Here is a 14,062-nt window from a genome sequence, read left to right as displayed (position 1 = left end):
CGGCACGCCAGGCGGCGTCACTCGGGTCGTTGCATCCGGCAGGCATCCTGGACAGGCGCTGCGGCTTGATCGGCACTGAACGACTTGATCGGCACAAAGCCCATGTCGGTGCCGTCAACCTTGTAGCGCGCCTCCTTCGACACCACCGACACCACGAACGGCATCAGCAGTTGGTGATCCTCGGCACGCATCCGCACGTCACCCAATGGGTTGCGGTCGCTGGCCTGTTCCAGGGCCAGGGCGAAACTGCGGGTATTGAGACGGCCGTCTTCGGCCGGCAGCTTCTTCAGCACATTGCCGACCATCTGCAAGGCAAATACCGTCTGTGGCTCGATGTAGGCTGGCAGGTGCCCGGTCTTGGCCTGATACTCGCTGGCAAATTTTTCGCCCTGCTCGCCCGCCGCCTCAATGTTGAACGGGTGGGAAACGTAGTGCCCCAGCGCGACATCGCCGGCGTTGGCGAGGTTGCCCGGCTGATCGAGAAAGGCCGTGCCGAAGCGCAGCTTCAGGCCGGCGGCGCGGCTGGCTTTCATCAGCAGCAACAGGTCGTTGCCCCAGTTGCCGGTCAGCACGGTTTCTGCGCCGGAGGCCTGGATGCGAGCGATATAGGGCGAAAAATCCTGCACCTTCTGCGTGTCGTGCAGGCTTTTACCCACCAACTGATAACCGCCAGCCGCGGCGTTTTCAGTGATGGATTTTTCCATGTCCTGGCCCCAGCTGTAGTTCTGGTTCATGGAATAGACTTTGCTGCCCAGGGTGCCCGCCTCTTTCATTGCCGCGACCAGGGTCTTGACCCGGATCGGTGCGTTACCGTTGAAGCGGAAGTGATAGAAGTGGCATTTGCTGCCGGTCAGTTCAAGCGCTTCACCGCCGACGTTGAGGAACACCACCTCCTTGCCCTTATTGCGCAGGTTGTACTTGCGCACGTCTTCGGTGATCTGCCCGGCAGCCACTGACGAAGCCCCTTGGACAATCATTTGCGCGCCGCTGCCAATGGCGGCCTTGAGTTTCTCGGAGGCGCCCGCGGGGGTCCCCTGGCTGTCGAACTCGAGGAGCTGGATCGGTTCGCCGTTCCAACCGCCCTCGGCATTCAGCCGTTCGATCTGAAAACGCGTGGCGGCGCGGAACATTTGCCCGGTGGCGGCCGACGGCCCCGACAGGGTCTCGACCAACGCCACTTTCAAAGGATCAGCGCAGGCGATACCGGCGAACAGGGTCGTGCCGAGGGTGAGCAGACGCAGCGTGGTCTTGGTGTGCATGGAAACCTCGAATTTTTATTGTTATTTGCAATCTGGTAGTACATCAGCAAGTACATGTCTGACCAGTTGGCGAAAATTACGTCAAGCCTGCCGCGAAGTCAAAGCACTCCTACCACGATTTATGCATTTATTTTTTATAAATGCACCTGCGGGCCTTTAAAACAGACAACTCCACCCTGGATTATTTTTTCAAACACTTGTAAGACCACAGCTCAATCCGTCACTATCAACAGCTCATCACATCAATGCCCGCACCCGTGCTGCCCCCTGGCAGAGGACCGAACCATGAAAAGCGACAACGCGCACCCCAACCAGCCCCTGCCCATGGAAATCGTTCACTGGCTCAGTGGCGAGATCCAATCCGGGCGGCTGGCCACTGGCGATCAACTGCCCAGCGAACGGCAACTGTGCGAACAGTTTTCGGTCAGCCGGGCGGTGGTGCGCGAAGCCTTGTCGCAGCTCAAGTTCGAAGAGCTGATCACCACTCAGCAAGGCAAGGGTGCCTTCGTCGCCAAGCGCGGCGAGCGCCATGCGTTTCGCTTGAAAGCAGTCTCGCTGGGTGAAGGGGACGCATTGCTGCATATCCTCGAATTCCTGATCACCATTGAAGTGGGCGCCACGCGCCTGGCAGCCTTGCGCCACACCCCCGAAGACCTGAAGAAGATTCGCCAGGCACTGGTTGGTATGGAATACGCCATGGTCAATGATCAACTGGGGGACGAAGAAGACTATGCCTTCCACCAAGCGATTGTCGCGGCCACGCACAACCCGCATTTCAAATCGCTCAACGAGTACCTCGACCACAGCGTCCGGCGCCTGATTCGCGAAGCTCGCAGCAACACCGCCGAAATCTACAACGAGCTGATCCAGGACGTGCAGGACGAGCACCAGGCCATCTTCCAGGCCATCCAGGCCCGTGATCCGGTGTTGGCCGGCGAAGCCGCCGAGCGCCATCTGCGCAATGCCGCCAAGCGGATGAACATGTACCTGCAGGCCTGATTCCCGGCAGCACCCTTGACACCGAAAAGCGAAGCCTTCTACCATCCTGTCAGACAACAATAAAATATGTCAGACAGGTTACTGCTCATGAGTTCTATCAGCGCACTGTTACAAGCATTGGCTTCATTGATCCGCACCTCCGACACCCCTCCTGCCCTCGGCACGACCGCCCACCCCGCGGTATTCCAGCTTCCACTCGATCCCTTTTTCGGCCCGGCTCTTTATGAGAAGCGCCTCGGCACGACCGCCCGTACCCACTCCTACCGTTGAGGTTTCCCATGCACATCAGTGGCCAGACGCAACTGATCGGCATCGTTGCCGATCCGATCGCCCATGTAAAAACCCCGCAAGTGATCAACCACAGTGCTGCCAACCAGGGCCTCGACCTGGTCTGCGTACCGCTGCACGTGCAAGGGTCGAACCTGCACAAGGTGCTGCTCGGCGTATCCGGCATCGCCAATTTGCACGGCCTGGTAGTGACCATCCCGTACAAGGAAAGCATCGTTGAATACTGCGACGAACTGACCGAGACCGCACGTCAGGTCGGCTCGGTCAATGCGGTGCGGATCGACCCCGAGAGCGGCCGCTTGATCGGTGGCAACTTCGACGGCGAAGGCATGCTCGCCGGGCTGCATCAGCAAGGTCATAGGCTGGAAGGCAAACGCGTGCTGCTGGTGGGCGCCGGTGGCGCCGGCAAGTCGATCGCCGCAGCGATTGCCCGGCAGGAACCGGTACGGCTAGCGATCTACAATCGCTCCCCTGCCCGCGCCGAAGCCCTGTTGGAACGCCTGAAAACGCAGTTCCCCAAGGTCGAGCTAAGCACCAGCGACGGCAATGCGCAGGACTTCGACGTGATCATCAACGCCACCTCCCTGGGCCTCAAGGACGACGATGCCCTGCCGCTGGACCCCAGCACCCTGCGGGCTGATGCCCTGGTCTGCGAAGCCGTGATGCGCGCCGGCGACACCCCCCTGTTGGCCGCGGCTCGACTGCGCGGCTGCCGCGTTCACCATGGACAACACATGATCTATGGCCAGATCGTGCAGATCTGTCGTTTTCTCGGCGTTGACCTGCAACACGAACATCTGGCGCGCATTCTCGGCCCATGAACCCAGGCACTCTTTCGGAGACAACGACCATGTACGATTTCAACAATCGCGTCCTGCTGCTGACGGGTGCCAACGGTGGCATCGGCCGCGAAGTGGCAAGGCTGTTCTATCAGTACGGCGCCTCGATGGTGCTCGCCGACCTGGACGGCGACGGCCTGGCGGATTTCGCCCGGGAAATGGACGCCAGCGGCGAGCGCGTCGCCACCCTGCGGATGAATGCGGCCGACCCTGCCGATTCGGCCAAGGCTGTGCAACTGGCCGTCGAACGCTTCGGCGGCATCGACTTCCTGGTGCCATCGGCCGGTTTGTACCAGTCGCAGCCGATTCGCCAAATGACCGATGAGCAATGGCGCCAAACGCTGGGCATCAACCTCGACGGCGTGTTCTACCTGTGCCAGCGGGCAATCCCGGTACTGCGTGCCAACAGCGCAATCGTCAACCTAACCTCGGTGGCCGCACATCGGGGGGCGTTCTCTAACGCGCACTATGGCGCCTCCAAGGGCGGCCTATTGAGCCTGACCCGCGCCCTGGCGCGGGAGTTGGGGCCGCAGACCCGGGTGAACGCGGTGTCCCCCGGGATCATCGAAACCCCGATGACCCAGCACCTGATCGCGAGCCGCGGCAGCGATTCGGTGGAGCAGACCCCGCTCAAACGCCTGGGTCAACCGAGCGAAATCGCCTCGGTGATCGCCTTTCTATGCAGCAACGGCTCAAGTTTCATGACCGGCGAAGTACTGCACGTGAACGGCGGGCTGTACATCGCCGGATGAGCCTTGCGCGCCTCGTTTTTTTGCCCGTTGAGCGGTCAAGCGAGAAATGAGCGCGCGCCCTTCAGGGGCGCGGGTTCATGGGGCCAGCGGCCGCACTTACGCGCTGGCAACCTGCAAAGAGCTACGCACCTTGCCTGGGCTGCTGCCGGTGATGCGCCGAAACCAATGACCAAAGGAATCCCCCGACGCAAATCCCAGGTGCTGCGCCAGGGTCTCGTTGGAGTGTTCGCCTGCCAGGCCTCGGTATGCCTCCACGAGGAGCAGGCGGTTGTGCCAGTCCGTGTAGCGCAATCCGGTATCCTTGCGAAACAGCCGCGCCAGCGTCCGCTCCGTAGCGCCTACCTCGTGCCCCCATTCGGTCAGGCTCTTGCGCATCCCAGGCCTGGCGATCAGTTGCTCGGCCACACGCTTGAGCCGTGCGTCGCTCGGCAAAGGCAGGACCATGTTGCTGGGCACCCGCTCTTCGATCTCCTCGAACAACAACTGCAACATGCAGGCGCGCCGTTGTTCGCAAAGCGGTCGAGTGCCCTGCTCGGCCAACCGCTCGCACAGGGCGATGATCAGCGGGGATGCATCGATCAGCTTGACGCTCGGGGAGATGTGTTTGCACAGGTCAGGGTCAAGGTACAAGACCGTGAGGTCTACCGGGTTATACGCCTCGCCCGAGTGCAAGGTCTGTGGCGGAATCCAGACGGCCATTCCCGGTTTGAGCAACCAGCGTTGCTCGATGGCGTTGCCATGAAGCACACCGTTTTTGACTAACACAAACTGCCCGAAGGGGTGTTGATGAGCATGACGCTCCGCCTCGGGCAGCTTGGTTAACTGCCGTTCAACAACCAGTGCGGTGTGATCCAGGTCGACGAAACTCATTGCGACTCTGCTTACCCTTTCTGCGGTCCACCGCGCGCAGGCAGCTTGAAGGCAAAGAGTAAACCGAGTGCCATCAAAAGACCAAGCAACAGGAACGTGTCCGGGTAGGACTGGTCTGGCGGCAGGTACAACGCAACAGCCACCAGTGCATTGACGCCAAACGCCGCGCCAAGGTTGCGCAGAAACTGCACCGTGGAGGTATAGGCTCCCAACTGATCAGGCGGGGCGCTGTTCTGTGCGAGTACCAGGGTCGTTGTGGCTGTAAAGCCCATACCCAGCCCGACCAGAATCTGACCGATGCCCATCAGCAGCCACTGCGAGCAGTGCAACCCCGCAGCCACCCCCAGACAACCGAGCATCAGCATGGCCATCCCAACGATAGCCATGGACTTGAACCCGACATTCGCCAGACGCTTGCCACAGACGGTGGCACCGCCTACCCAGCCCAACGCGGCCAGCATGATCAGCCCGCCGGTCGACAATGCGCTGCCCGGCGAATGGCTCAGGGCAATTGGCAACACGCTGACCGTGGCGTACAAGCCGATACTGGAGATCACCACCAACGCCATGACCGCTCCCAGTGCAGGCCGTTCAAAGAAACCAAACGGCACTGGGCTACCGGCAGGTACCTGACGCACGCGAGCTATCAGCGCGACCAGACTGATGAGCACCACAAACGCCAGCGTCGCTATCGGGTATGGGATCATATCCAGACGCTGACTGCTCAACATGAACAGCCCCGCACAAGCAGCAATGGCCAAAAGGCCCTGCGCTATCGGGTCTACCGTCCTGGTCGATTGACCTCGACCGATAGCAGGTGTGAAACACAACACCGCCAATGCCAAACAGCCCAGCGGCAGATTGAGCCAGAATACCCAGCGCCAACTCAGGGTGTTGCCCAGCACCGTACCGGCAACCGGGCCCAACACAGCCGCCAGCCCCCAGACACTGCTGAGCATGCCCTGCATGCTGGCACGCCTGGGCCCGTCGAAGAGCGACGCCAGCATCGAGTAGGAAAGAACGATGATGCCACCCGCCCCGACGCCTTGCAGCGCTCTGCCGGCAATCAGCATGACCATGCTCTGGCTAGCGGCAACCAGCGCCGACGCGGCGATGAAGATCAGCAGGCTGACCTTCATCATCGACGAAACCCCGAACCGATCCGCCAGTGCGCCAGCCAGCGGGGCAATGAGTGCCAGGGGTAGCAGGAAGCCTGAGACCACCCAGGGATAGAGCGTCGCGTCCTGCATTTGCGCATTGATCTGCGCCAGTACCGTGCTGACAGCAGTACTGTCCATCGCCGCGAGAAACAACACGACGAGCACCGCCAGAACGCTCAGCGAGCGTTGGCGCTGCACATGATCATTCTCATCTCGCAAAGAGGCGCGAGTAACACTCTTCATAACCGATCCCTTCACGGCATTTACCTGGGATCAGGTTACGTAACCGCCTGGATGAGCGAAATGTTCCGTCAAGACAACTCATCGACTGAAACGGACGAGAACCATCAGCGGTGCCTCTTCGCGATCCGCACTGCGACGTTGTCAGTTCGCCCTTTGATGCGTGCCGACGCAGAGGACTTCGAGCAATACCTGCTCCAGAATGTCGAAGAAACATCTGATGTGCGCCTGTTTCAACGCCTGAGGCCGGGTTACCAGATAGACCTCCATCTCTGGAAGTTCCAGCTCGGGGAACAACTCCGTCAGGCCCTTCGCCAGAATACGCGGCAGTACAGCCACGCCCATGCCTTGCCGCACCGACTCCAGTTGGACGGCGAACGAGTTCACGCTGATTTGCGCACGGTCCAGGCCCGCAGCCTTTGCGGCACGCATTTGAGGCAACATATCCAGCGGAGGAAGCAAGGCGATGTTGACCGCCGTAGCCAGGGTCACCCCGGGAGATCGCTTCAGGTACCCGGCCTCAGCGAAGACGCCATAGGCGAGCTTGCCGATGGGTCGATAAATCAACGATGGCTCGCCCAGGTGCGCTGTGCGTATGGCGATATCCGCCACCCCGCGGACGATCTTGTGAAAGTCGGTGGCGACCAGTAACTCCACGGAACAGCGCGGATGCAGGGCCGTAAACCGGCTCGCGGCGTCCAACACACAAGAAGAAAACCCCTCGCCGGCACTGACCAGCACGCTGCCACATAGCGCTGTGTGTTCCCCGGACAACTCCGCCGCCGTCTGACGCCTCAAGCCCGCCTCTGCTGCCACCGCGACGTCCACCAGGGCCTGACCCCGCGAGGTCAACCAGCAGCCTTCAACGCCGCGCTCAACGAGCGGCTCACCCAGGGCCGCTTCCAGCTGGGTCAGGCGACGGGACACGGTAGACGCCGCGATCCCCAGCAGTTGGCCGGCTTGAAGAAAACTGCCACGCCGCGAGACCGCCAACAGCAGACGAAGATCGTCCCAATTTGCCTGCAACGCCATACCTCCCATCCTCCAGGGTTTGCATATATGCAAAGCCATTATGCAGTAGTCGCTGTTTTTCAGGCGCAGCCTCAACGGTATATCTACCGGCCTTCGAAACGACTGGAATGAAATGTATGACTATGGACCCCATGCGCAACGCATTCGTCACTGGCGCAACCGGCTTGCTGGGCAACAACCTGGTGCGGGAACTGGTCGCACACGGCTACGCCGTCAAAGCCCTGGTCCGCTCACGGGCCAAGGGTGAGCAGCAGTTCAACGACCTGCCGAGCGTGGAACTGGTCGTTGGCGATATGGCCGACATCGACGCGTTCGCAACATCGTTGCAAGGCTGCGATACGGTGTTTCATACCGCAGCGTTCTTTCGCGATAACTACAAGGGTGGCAGCCACTGGGAAGCGCTCGAAAAGATCAATGTCGCCGGTACGCAAGCCCTGCTTCACCAGGCCTACCGCGCGGGGGTCCGCCGCTTCGTGCATACCTCGTCGATTGCCGTGCTCGACGGAGCCCCCGGCACCTCTATCGACGAGACATGCCTGCGGGCCGAAGCCGATGCGGATGACTACTACCGCAGCAAGATCCTCGCCGAGCGTGTCGTCTTGACGTTCCTTGAAACCCATCCCCAAATGCATGCCTGCATGGTGCTGCCCGGCTGGATGTGGGGCCCGGGCGATATGGGCCCGACTTCCTCCGGACAATTGGTCAAGGACGTGATCAACGGCAAGTTACCCGGGCTGATCCCCGGCACCTTCTCCGTGGTCGATGCCCGCGATGTGGCATGTGCCCAGATCGCCGCAGCCAAACATGGGCGGCGAGGAGAGCGCTACCTCGCGGCCGGTCGCAACTTGACCATGCGCCAGTTGGTACCTGTGCTGGGGCGTATCGCGGGCGTCAAAACCCCTGTTCGGCAACTGCCAGTGCCCGCGCTGTACCTGTTGGCGGCGGTGCAGGAGGTTTACGCGCGCGTTACCGGCAAGCCTATTTTGCTGAGCATGGCGACGTTGCGCCTATTGATACGAGAGGAGCACCGTACCTGTTTTAACCACCACAAGAGCGAACAGGAGCTTGGCCTGAGTTTTCGAGTGCTGGAGCAGACCGTTTCTGACACTGTGGCGTGGTATCGGAAACATGGCGTGGTTAAGCCAAACAAGGACGAAAACACACGATGAGCAAAACCATCATCCTGATGCGTCACGGCCAGCCCAAGATGGCCGCGCGCGAAAGAATCTCAATGTTCGAGATGAAAGACTGGATCGAGCAATACAACCGATCCGAAATCATCCGCCATCCGGCTCCGGACGCCAGCCAGCAACTCGCCGCAGCCGCCACCCTGGTTGTTTCAAGCAGCGCGCCTCGTGCGCTGACCTCGGTCGAGGTGCTCGGGCTGAAGCCTGCTGTCGTCGACGCGCTTTTCTGCGAAGCGCAACTGCCTTATGGCCGTTGGCGATTGCCCCGGCTATCGCCGTTTACCTGGGCATTTATCTTCCGGGTCTTATGGCTGTGCGGTTACTCACGCAATATCGAATCCGCTGGCGCCGCAAGGTTGCGCGCCAACACGGCCGCTCAACGACTGCAGTCCCTCGCCGGTGAAGGGCCGGTTCTGCTGCTCGGTCATGGCGTGATGAATCGAATGATCGCCAAACACCTGCTCGCAGACGGTTGGACCCGCCAACAGCACAATGGCAGCCAATATTGGAGCGCGACGGTGTATCAATACGCTGGTGTATAGACGGTGATCGGCTGAGCGCACGCAACCGTCCAGGTGGCACACCGCCCTGATACAGTGTCTTTGCTACGCGTGTGAAGTGCAGTGCTTCGGCTACGGCCAAAAGGAGCCTCACTCTCAGAAGCGCGGACAACGCTCCCGTTATGCCTGGAACGTGAATAACGCGGCTTCACGCTCTATGGTGGAGTGCGAACAAGGACGTCATCGAGGCGGCCGAGGGACTCAGGCACTCTTTCAAGAGGATCACGCGCATGGCATTCACCACCCTGATACTGGACGCCCCTGGCCCGCCGCTGCTATTTGAGGAAATCGACCGATTCCTTGAACTGGGGCTGGCCGTCACCCTGAACCTTCATTATTTCACCGACCAGGACAGCATCAGGAACCACTACGGCGAGCGCATTCAATACGCCCAGATCAATTGCCACGACAAGTCCGCCTTCATCGCGGCGGTAATCCAGGCCGGGGGCTACAGCGTGTTCAAGACGCGCCTGAACATCCCCCTCGATGGCGAACTGATCAGCGCCGCCGCCTCCCCTGCCTTGGCAACACCGTTGCGCGCCATCGCCCAGGCAGGCGTGGGGCTTAACCACATCGACCGGCAAGAGGCCGAGCGCACTGGCGTGACGATACTGAACACACCAGGTTCCAACGCCACGGCCGTCGCTGAATACGTGGTGGCCCAAGCGGTGTTTTTATCCAGGGACCTCAGCCACTACAACACCGAAACCCATAAAGGCCACTGGTCCAAGGGCAGCCTACCTCCCGGCCAGGAGTTCTCCGAGCTGACGCTGGGGCTGGTGGGCACTGGCGGCATTGCCCAACAGGTCGCTCGCAAGGCGCGGGCACTCGGCATCAAGGTCATCGCCACCGGTTCGGAGCGCTTTACCGATCAGGTCGCACGGGACCTTGGGCTTGATCGAAGACCAACCCTCTCGCAGTTGCTCGGCGAAGCCGATGTCGTCTCGATCCATACACCACTCACGCCGCTCACACGGGGCCTGTTCGGCAGTACAGCGTTCAGCCAGATGCGCCCGGGCTCGATCCTGATCAATACCGCCCGCGGTGGCATCGTCGACGAGGACCAACTGGCAGCGTTCATGACCCGCTTTCCCGGGCATATCAAAGCAGTCGCCATCGATACCTTTGCCCAAGAAAAGGACCGCTTCAACTCACCGCTGGCAGGCATTGCCAACGCACAACTGACGCCGCATATCGCGGGCAATACCGCAACGGCAATCAGGACGGCTTCACGCCAGATCGTCGACAAGATCCACGCGTTCAGCCTGTAGCTGTCGACGCCTACCGCCGCGCCACAAACTCCGCCAGCGCCGCCTCCAGCCACCCGGCCGCGCGCATTTTCAGGGCTGTGCTTCCGCATTTCGGACAGCTCGCGAACCAGTCGCCGGGCATCAGCGCGTCACTGCGCGGCGCAATGGTTTTCTTCCACTTGCAGTCTTCACACACAAAGGTGAAGGGTCTGGGTTTTATCGGCATGAATGGGTTCTCCTGGATGGCGATACTGCGGATTATTCTGTGACCGGGAGCAGCGCTTGCAGCAATTCCAGCTTGCGCTGCAACTGCGCGACGTGTTCTCACTCGGCGCGCAACGCCGACCGCAGCTCGCGGTTTTCCATGTCCAAGATCTGCGCCAAACGCAGATCCTTCTGATAATGGGCAACCATTTTCCAAAGCTCGCTCAACTTCAAACAATGCTGTACCAGCACCAGCAGGATGATCCCCATCACCGCCAATGCCCCCGTCGAAACCACTTCCGACATACTCATGTTCACATCCTTCCATCCCTTCGAGATATTCCGAAGACAGCGACACGATATGTAGTGATTTACGACAGGTCTAGAATGTAGACTTATACAGGTAAAGTATTCACGCACATGGAGCAGGTATGAAACGCAAGCAATCCATCGAACAAGTGCGCTGGGACCTGGCACTTCGCTATCGTTTGATCGAGACCGTCGCCTGGTGGGAAGGCCGCCTGACCACGGGGCACTTGATCCAGAGCTTCGGCATCAGCCGCCAGCAAGCCTCCAAGGACATCAATACCTACATCAATGAACATGCGCCCCGAAACTTGACATATGACAAGCAACGCAAGGGCTATGTACCGAGCAAACACTTCAAGCCGCTGTTCATCGATGACAGCGCCAGTGCCTACCTGCACCTGCTTTACCAGAACAATGAACGGGCGCCGCACATCGAAGGCCTGGCCCTGGCATATGCCCATACCAAGGTGCTCGAAGTGCCGGACCGGCCGATCCGGCCGGAGATCCTGCGCCCCTTGCTCGCGGCATGCCGCGACGGTCTGCGCCTGGAGACCGAGTACGTATCGCTCAATACCCCGAACGTGGAAATCCGCCTGATTGCCCCCCACACCCTGGTGTACACCGGGATGCGCTGGCATGTGCGCGCTTACTGCGAGAAGAATCGGCAGTACCGCGACTTTGTGCTGAGCCGCCTGCGCGGTGAGCCGGACCTGCTCGACGCGTCGCAGAACACACGGGAACTGGACGAAGACTGGAATACCGAAGTGCCGATCATCTTCGCCCCCGATGGCCGCTTGAACGCGGCGCAGCAGGCCATCATCGAAACCGACTTCGGCATGGCCGACGGGCAACTGGTGGTGTCCAGTCGCAAGGCACTGGTGAAGTACGTCTTGCGCCGCTATCAGGTCGACCCGCGCAACCAGGCGACCAACCCCGAGGCCCAGCAGATCGTGGTCACCAATCTCAAAGAGTTGAGACCGTGGTTGATGCATGATTGAGGCGCATGTCCTGCCAGAGGCGCAGCGCACGCAGGCAATTGTCGATCTCGGCCGCGAGTAAGCGCTGTGCCAGTTCATGCTGGCCGTTGAGCAGAGCAATATTGCGCAGCGTATTGCCCTGGTGATTCTTCGCGCCCAGATCAAGACCGAACGTCATGGCGCGGTCGATGAAGTACCGCGCGGCCTTCAAGTGACCATTGAGCAGCAGCCAATGCAGTGGCGTGTTCCCCAGCCCATCGCGGTCATTGAGGCTGGCACCCAGGCGGTAGCGGGCTTGCAGGGTTTTGACATTGCCGTATCGCGCAGGCAGGTGGATGTACTTGTCGTGGGGCATGAAGCTGCCCAGACCGGCCCAGCCGCGAATCTGCGGGTTGCCCTGGGCGCCGAGTGACTCCAGCGTGTCGATCAGGCCGCTGCGGTTCAGCCGGTAAGCCATGTCCAGCGGCGTGTCACCCGCCAGGTCGCGCTGATTCAAGCCGGACGGATCGAGAGGCGGCGCCTCATCGAACAGCACGCAGAGGTGCCAGTCGCTGAGGCCAAGCTCGGCGCGATCATCGATGCGCTCAAACAGAGTGATCGGCCGCCCCCCACACAACGTCGTGAGCGTCACGCCTCGAGCGAACATGCGCCGAAGAAACGCTCGAAGAGCGGCGTAGGCAAATGCTTGTCGTCCAGCAGACCGAAGTGCTTGCCCACGTTGCGCCCCAGGGCCATCAGTGTGTTTGCGCTGTTTTTCGTGCCGGCGTACCCGGCGCTCAAGATCGACTCGACACGCGCGTCACCGGTCGACTCTCGCTGATACGCCCGCCCCGTGATCATGACGTCTACCAGACACACGCTGACGCGCTCATCGCCCAAGGTGAAAGGCTCCAGCACCTCGCTCGCCAAGACGGCACGCAAGCCGTCCTCGCCACCGGCGACAATCCGCTCCAGCGCTTCAAGGGAGCGGTCGAAGAGGTCGAACTCCTGCATCGAAAACGCAAAACAGTAGTCCTGAGCGGTAGCCCGCGAGATCGGACGTGCGTGGTGCGGATGAGTCGACAACCAGTCAACGAACGAGGCTTTATCGCTTTTTCCACCCTGGCGACGGAACAGCAGATAGTCGTTGATGACCTGACTGAAAGGGTTCCCCGTCGGCACCCAGCCCGTGCTGTCACGTTCTTCGGGTTCCGGCAGGTCAACCACCGGCACGGCTGACTTAGGCGTCCACCCAAAGCACCGCAGGTCATAGCCAAGCACAAACAGGCTGGCCTCGAACGCATGGCACCGCGCAGGCAGCGCGCCTTGCTCGGCGAACCAGCCGGTGCGCTCGAGCAGGGCGCGGATAATCCAGCCCAACCGCACTTGCCAGCGGGCCCATGTCTCATAGCTGATCGAAGAGAACTGAGGCGCGGCCAGGCCGTTCAAAAATGCTCCGGGGTTGCGGATCTGGCTGCCACGAGCGGCTCCGGACGGGAAAGCCAGCAAGGGTTTGCCGCTCCCCGTCCATTGCTGGCGAAACAGTGAATACAGCATGCCTATCGCTGCGCCGACGCGGCTGTCATAGATGGGGGAGCCCGACGAATCAAACAACGCATGAATCTTGGTCAGGCCCGCATCGAAACGCTCGACGCTGATCGCATCGAGATCATCCAGGTCATTTTTGCCGTCGAGCGACATCAACCCGGCCATCTTTTGCAGATAGCTCGACAGCTTACCGTTTGCGGCCAGCCGGTGCAAAAACGGAATGGCGCCCCGCACACCGCCCCAACGAAGAATCTGCAGGCAGGCCTGAAGCGCTTGCTGGTCATTCCCCTGTTTGACCGCACTCGTCAGCCATTCGCGAAGTTGCCCGAGAGAGCGTTGGGTTTCAGCCCAGGTGCGTGAATCCACCGAGCATTGGTGAGCATCCTGCCAGCTTGCCTTCCAGCGATAGTGCCCAAGCACCTGCTCGATGCCCTGGACATCAGCCGTCAAACCGCCAGGCACGAATTTGCTCGACTTGAAGCGCAGCTTGAAGGTCAGCGTCGGCAAGTTCGCTGCAAGCCATGCGATGAAGGACTCAACTTCAGGTTGCGCCAGGAACTGTTCGCGCTGCATGCAGACCACCTTGCCAGTAATATCGAATGGCCACAC

General features: G+C 60.7%; 15 protein-coding genes and 1 pseudogene. 8 read left to right on the top strand and 8 right to left on the bottom strand.

Going from position 1 to position 14,062, the window contains the following annotated elements; genetic code table 11:
- Positions 1-17: 17 nt before the first annotated feature.
- Entirely contained in the window at positions 18-1,259 is a 1,242-nt protein-coding gene (locus NR164_RS16525) for a branched-chain amino acid ABC transporter substrate-binding protein (RefSeq protein WP_079444747.1), read from the bottom strand.
- Between the two features lie 285 nt (positions 1,260-1,544).
- Here NR164_RS16525 and NR164_RS16520 point away from each other — a divergent pair, with 285 nt between their 5' ends.
- From NR164_RS16520 to NR164_RS16505, 4 genes are all read left to right on the top strand, one after another.
- The gene (locus NR164_RS16520; RefSeq protein ID WP_046382004.1) at positions 1,545-2,258 is read left to right on the top strand and encodes a FadR/GntR family transcriptional regulator; all 714 of its coding nucleotides are present in this window, start codon (positions 1,545-1,547) and stop codon (positions 2,256-2,258) included.
- An 87-nt stretch (positions 2,259-2,345) separates the two neighbouring features.
- Complete coding sequence (locus NR164_RS16515) at positions 2,346-2,528, top strand: hypothetical protein (RefSeq protein ID WP_126587246.1); 183 nt, start codon at positions 2,346-2,348, stop codon at positions 2,526-2,528.
- 8 nt (positions 2,529-2,536) lie between these two features.
- Positions 2,537-3,367 (top strand): shikimate dehydrogenase, encoded by an 831-nt coding sequence (locus NR164_RS16510; protein WP_126587247.1) that lies wholly within the window; start codon positions 2,537-2,539, stop codon positions 3,365-3,367.
- Between the two features lie 29 nt (positions 3,368-3,396).
- Positions 3,397-4,137 (top strand): SDR family NAD(P)-dependent oxidoreductase, encoded by a 741-nt coding sequence (locus NR164_RS16505; RefSeq protein ID WP_126587248.1) that lies wholly within the window; start codon positions 3,397-3,399, stop codon positions 4,135-4,137.
- Between the two features lie 96 nt (positions 4,138-4,233).
- Here the strand turns inward: NR164_RS16505 and NR164_RS16500 are convergent, their stop codons facing one another.
- The 3 genes from NR164_RS16500 to NR164_RS16490 all read right to left on the bottom strand — a co-directional run bounded on the left by NR164_RS16500 (position 4,234) and on the right by NR164_RS16490 (position 7,439).
- Positions 4,234-5,007 carry an AraC family transcriptional regulator gene (locus NR164_RS16500; RefSeq protein WP_046382001.1) on the bottom strand — a complete coding sequence of 258 codons (774 nt, stop codon included), beginning with the start codon at positions 5,005-5,007 and terminating at the stop codon, positions 4,234-4,236.
- Between the two features lie 11 nt (positions 5,008-5,018).
- Positions 5,019-6,425, bottom strand: coding sequence for an MFS transporter (locus NR164_RS16495; protein WP_256822987.1), 1,407 nt, complete (start codon positions 6,423-6,425; stop codon positions 5,019-5,021).
- Between the two features lie 126 nt (positions 6,426-6,551).
- A complete protein-coding gene (locus tag NR164_RS16490) occupies positions 6,552-7,439 on the bottom strand; it encodes a LysR family transcriptional regulator (RefSeq protein ID WP_256822986.1) in 888 nt (295 codons plus the stop codon).
- A gap of 131 nt (positions 7,440-7,570) precedes the next feature.
- On the opposite strand from NR164_RS16490, the gene NR164_RS16485 reads away from it, so the two are divergent.
- From NR164_RS16485 to NR164_RS16475, 3 genes are all read left to right on the top strand, one after another.
- The gene (locus tag NR164_RS16485) at positions 7,571-8,608 is read left to right on the top strand and encodes an SDR family oxidoreductase (RefSeq protein WP_046385166.1); all 1,038 of its coding nucleotides are present in this window, start codon (positions 7,571-7,573) and stop codon (positions 8,606-8,608) included.
- Positions 8,605-9,168, top strand: coding sequence for a histidine phosphatase family protein (locus NR164_RS16480; protein WP_017847333.1), 564 nt, complete (start codon positions 8,605-8,607; stop codon positions 9,166-9,168). The genes NR164_RS16485 and NR164_RS16480 overlap by 4 nt, the downstream gene beginning before the upstream one ends.
- Before the next feature lie 248 nt (positions 9,169-9,416).
- Positions 9,417-10,457 carry a D-isomer specific 2-hydroxyacid dehydrogenase family protein gene (locus tag NR164_RS16475; RefSeq protein WP_108525491.1) on the top strand — a complete coding sequence of 347 codons (1,041 nt, stop codon included), beginning with the start codon at positions 9,417-9,419 and terminating at the stop codon, positions 10,455-10,457.
- Between the two features lie 10 nt (positions 10,458-10,467).
- Here the strand turns inward: NR164_RS16475 and NR164_RS16470 are convergent, their stop codons facing one another.
- Entirely contained in the window at positions 10,468-10,662 is a 195-nt protein-coding gene (locus NR164_RS16470; RefSeq protein WP_108525493.1) for a hypothetical protein, read from the bottom strand.
- Positions 10,663-10,763: 101 nt separating this feature from the next.
- Positions 10,764-10,952 (bottom strand): annotated as a pseudogene (locus NR164_RS16465) (hypothetical protein); the annotation flags it as partial.
- Positions 10,953-11,071: 119 nt separating this feature from the next.
- Between NR164_RS16465 and NR164_RS16460 the strand changes: the two are divergent.
- Positions 11,072-11,947 carry a WYL domain-containing protein gene (locus NR164_RS16460; protein WP_104904410.1) on the top strand — a complete coding sequence of 292 codons (876 nt, stop codon included), beginning with the start codon at positions 11,072-11,074 and terminating at the stop codon, positions 11,945-11,947.
- Here the strand turns inward: NR164_RS16460 and NR164_RS16455 are convergent.
- Together NR164_RS16455 and NR164_RS16450 are read right to left on the bottom strand one after the other, a co-directional pair.
- On the bottom strand, positions 11,913-12,572 hold the full coding sequence (locus tag NR164_RS16455) for an ankyrin repeat domain-containing protein (protein ID WP_256822985.1): 660 nt from the start codon (positions 12,570-12,572) through the stop codon (positions 11,913-11,915). The genes NR164_RS16460 and NR164_RS16455 overlap by 35 nt on opposite strands.
- Complete coding sequence (locus tag NR164_RS16450) at positions 12,554-14,026, bottom strand: hypothetical protein (RefSeq protein ID WP_256822984.1); 1,473 nt, start codon at positions 14,024-14,026, stop codon at positions 12,554-12,556. Before NR164_RS16450 ends, NR164_RS16455 begins: the two co-directional genes overlap by 19 nt.
- Positions 14,027-14,062 lie beyond the last annotated feature (36 nt).

This window comes from Pseudomonas sp. Pse79, from assembly GCF_024519615.1.
Taxonomy (GTDB): Bacteria; Pseudomonadota; Gammaproteobacteria; order Pseudomonadales; family Pseudomonadaceae; genus Aquipseudomonas; species Aquipseudomonas veronii.
This window is presented reverse-complemented; position numbering and strand designations above follow the sequence as displayed.

Bases quoted from the DNA above. Each gene is read 5' to 3' on its own strand.
- NR164_RS16520 (WP_046382004.1), top strand. From the start codon at position 1,545: ATGAAAAGCGACAACGCGCACCCCAACCAGCCCCTGCCCATGGAAATC.
- NR164_RS16500 (WP_046382001.1), bottom strand. From the start codon at position 5,007: ATGAGTTTCGTCGACCTGGATCACACCGCACTGGTTGTTGAACGGCAG.
- NR164_RS16460 (WP_104904410.1), top strand. From the start codon at position 11,072: ATGAAACGCAAGCAATCCATCGAACAAGTGCGCTGGGACCTGGCACTT.
- NR164_RS16490 (WP_256822986.1), bottom strand. From the start codon at position 7,439: ATGGCGTTGCAGGCAAATTGGGACGATCTTCGTCTGCTGTTGGCGGTC.
- NR164_RS16505 (WP_126587248.1), top strand. From the start codon at position 3,397: ATGTACGATTTCAACAATCGCGTCCTGCTGCTGACGGGTGCCAACGGT.
- NR164_RS16450 (WP_256822984.1), bottom strand. From the start codon at position 14,026: ATGCAGCGCGAACAGTTCCTGGCGCAACCTGAAGTTGAGTCCTTCATC.
- NR164_RS16525 (WP_079444747.1), bottom strand. From the start codon at position 1,259: ATGCACACCAAGACCACGCTGCGTCTGCTCACCCTCGGCACGACCCTG.
- NR164_RS16515 (WP_126587246.1), top strand. From the start codon at position 2,346: ATGAGTTCTATCAGCGCACTGTTACAAGCATTGGCTTCATTGATCCGC.
- NR164_RS16470 (WP_108525493.1), bottom strand. From the start codon at position 10,662: ATGCCGATAAAACCCAGACCCTTCACCTTTGTGTGTGAAGACTGCAAG.
- NR164_RS16475 (WP_108525491.1), top strand. From the start codon at position 9,417: ATGGCATTCACCACCCTGATACTGGACGCCCCTGGCCCGCCGCTGCTA.
- NR164_RS16485 (WP_046385166.1), top strand. From the start codon at position 7,571: ATGCGCAACGCATTCGTCACTGGCGCAACCGGCTTGCTGGGCAACAAC.
- NR164_RS16510 (WP_126587247.1), top strand. From the start codon at position 2,537: ATGCACATCAGTGGCCAGACGCAACTGATCGGCATCGTTGCCGATCCG.
- NR164_RS16480 (WP_017847333.1), top strand. From the start codon at position 8,605: ATGAGCAAAACCATCATCCTGATGCGTCACGGCCAGCCCAAGATGGCC.
- NR164_RS16455 (WP_256822985.1), bottom strand. From the start codon at position 12,572: ATGTTCGCTCGAGGCGTGACGCTCACGACGTTGTGTGGGGGGCGGCCG.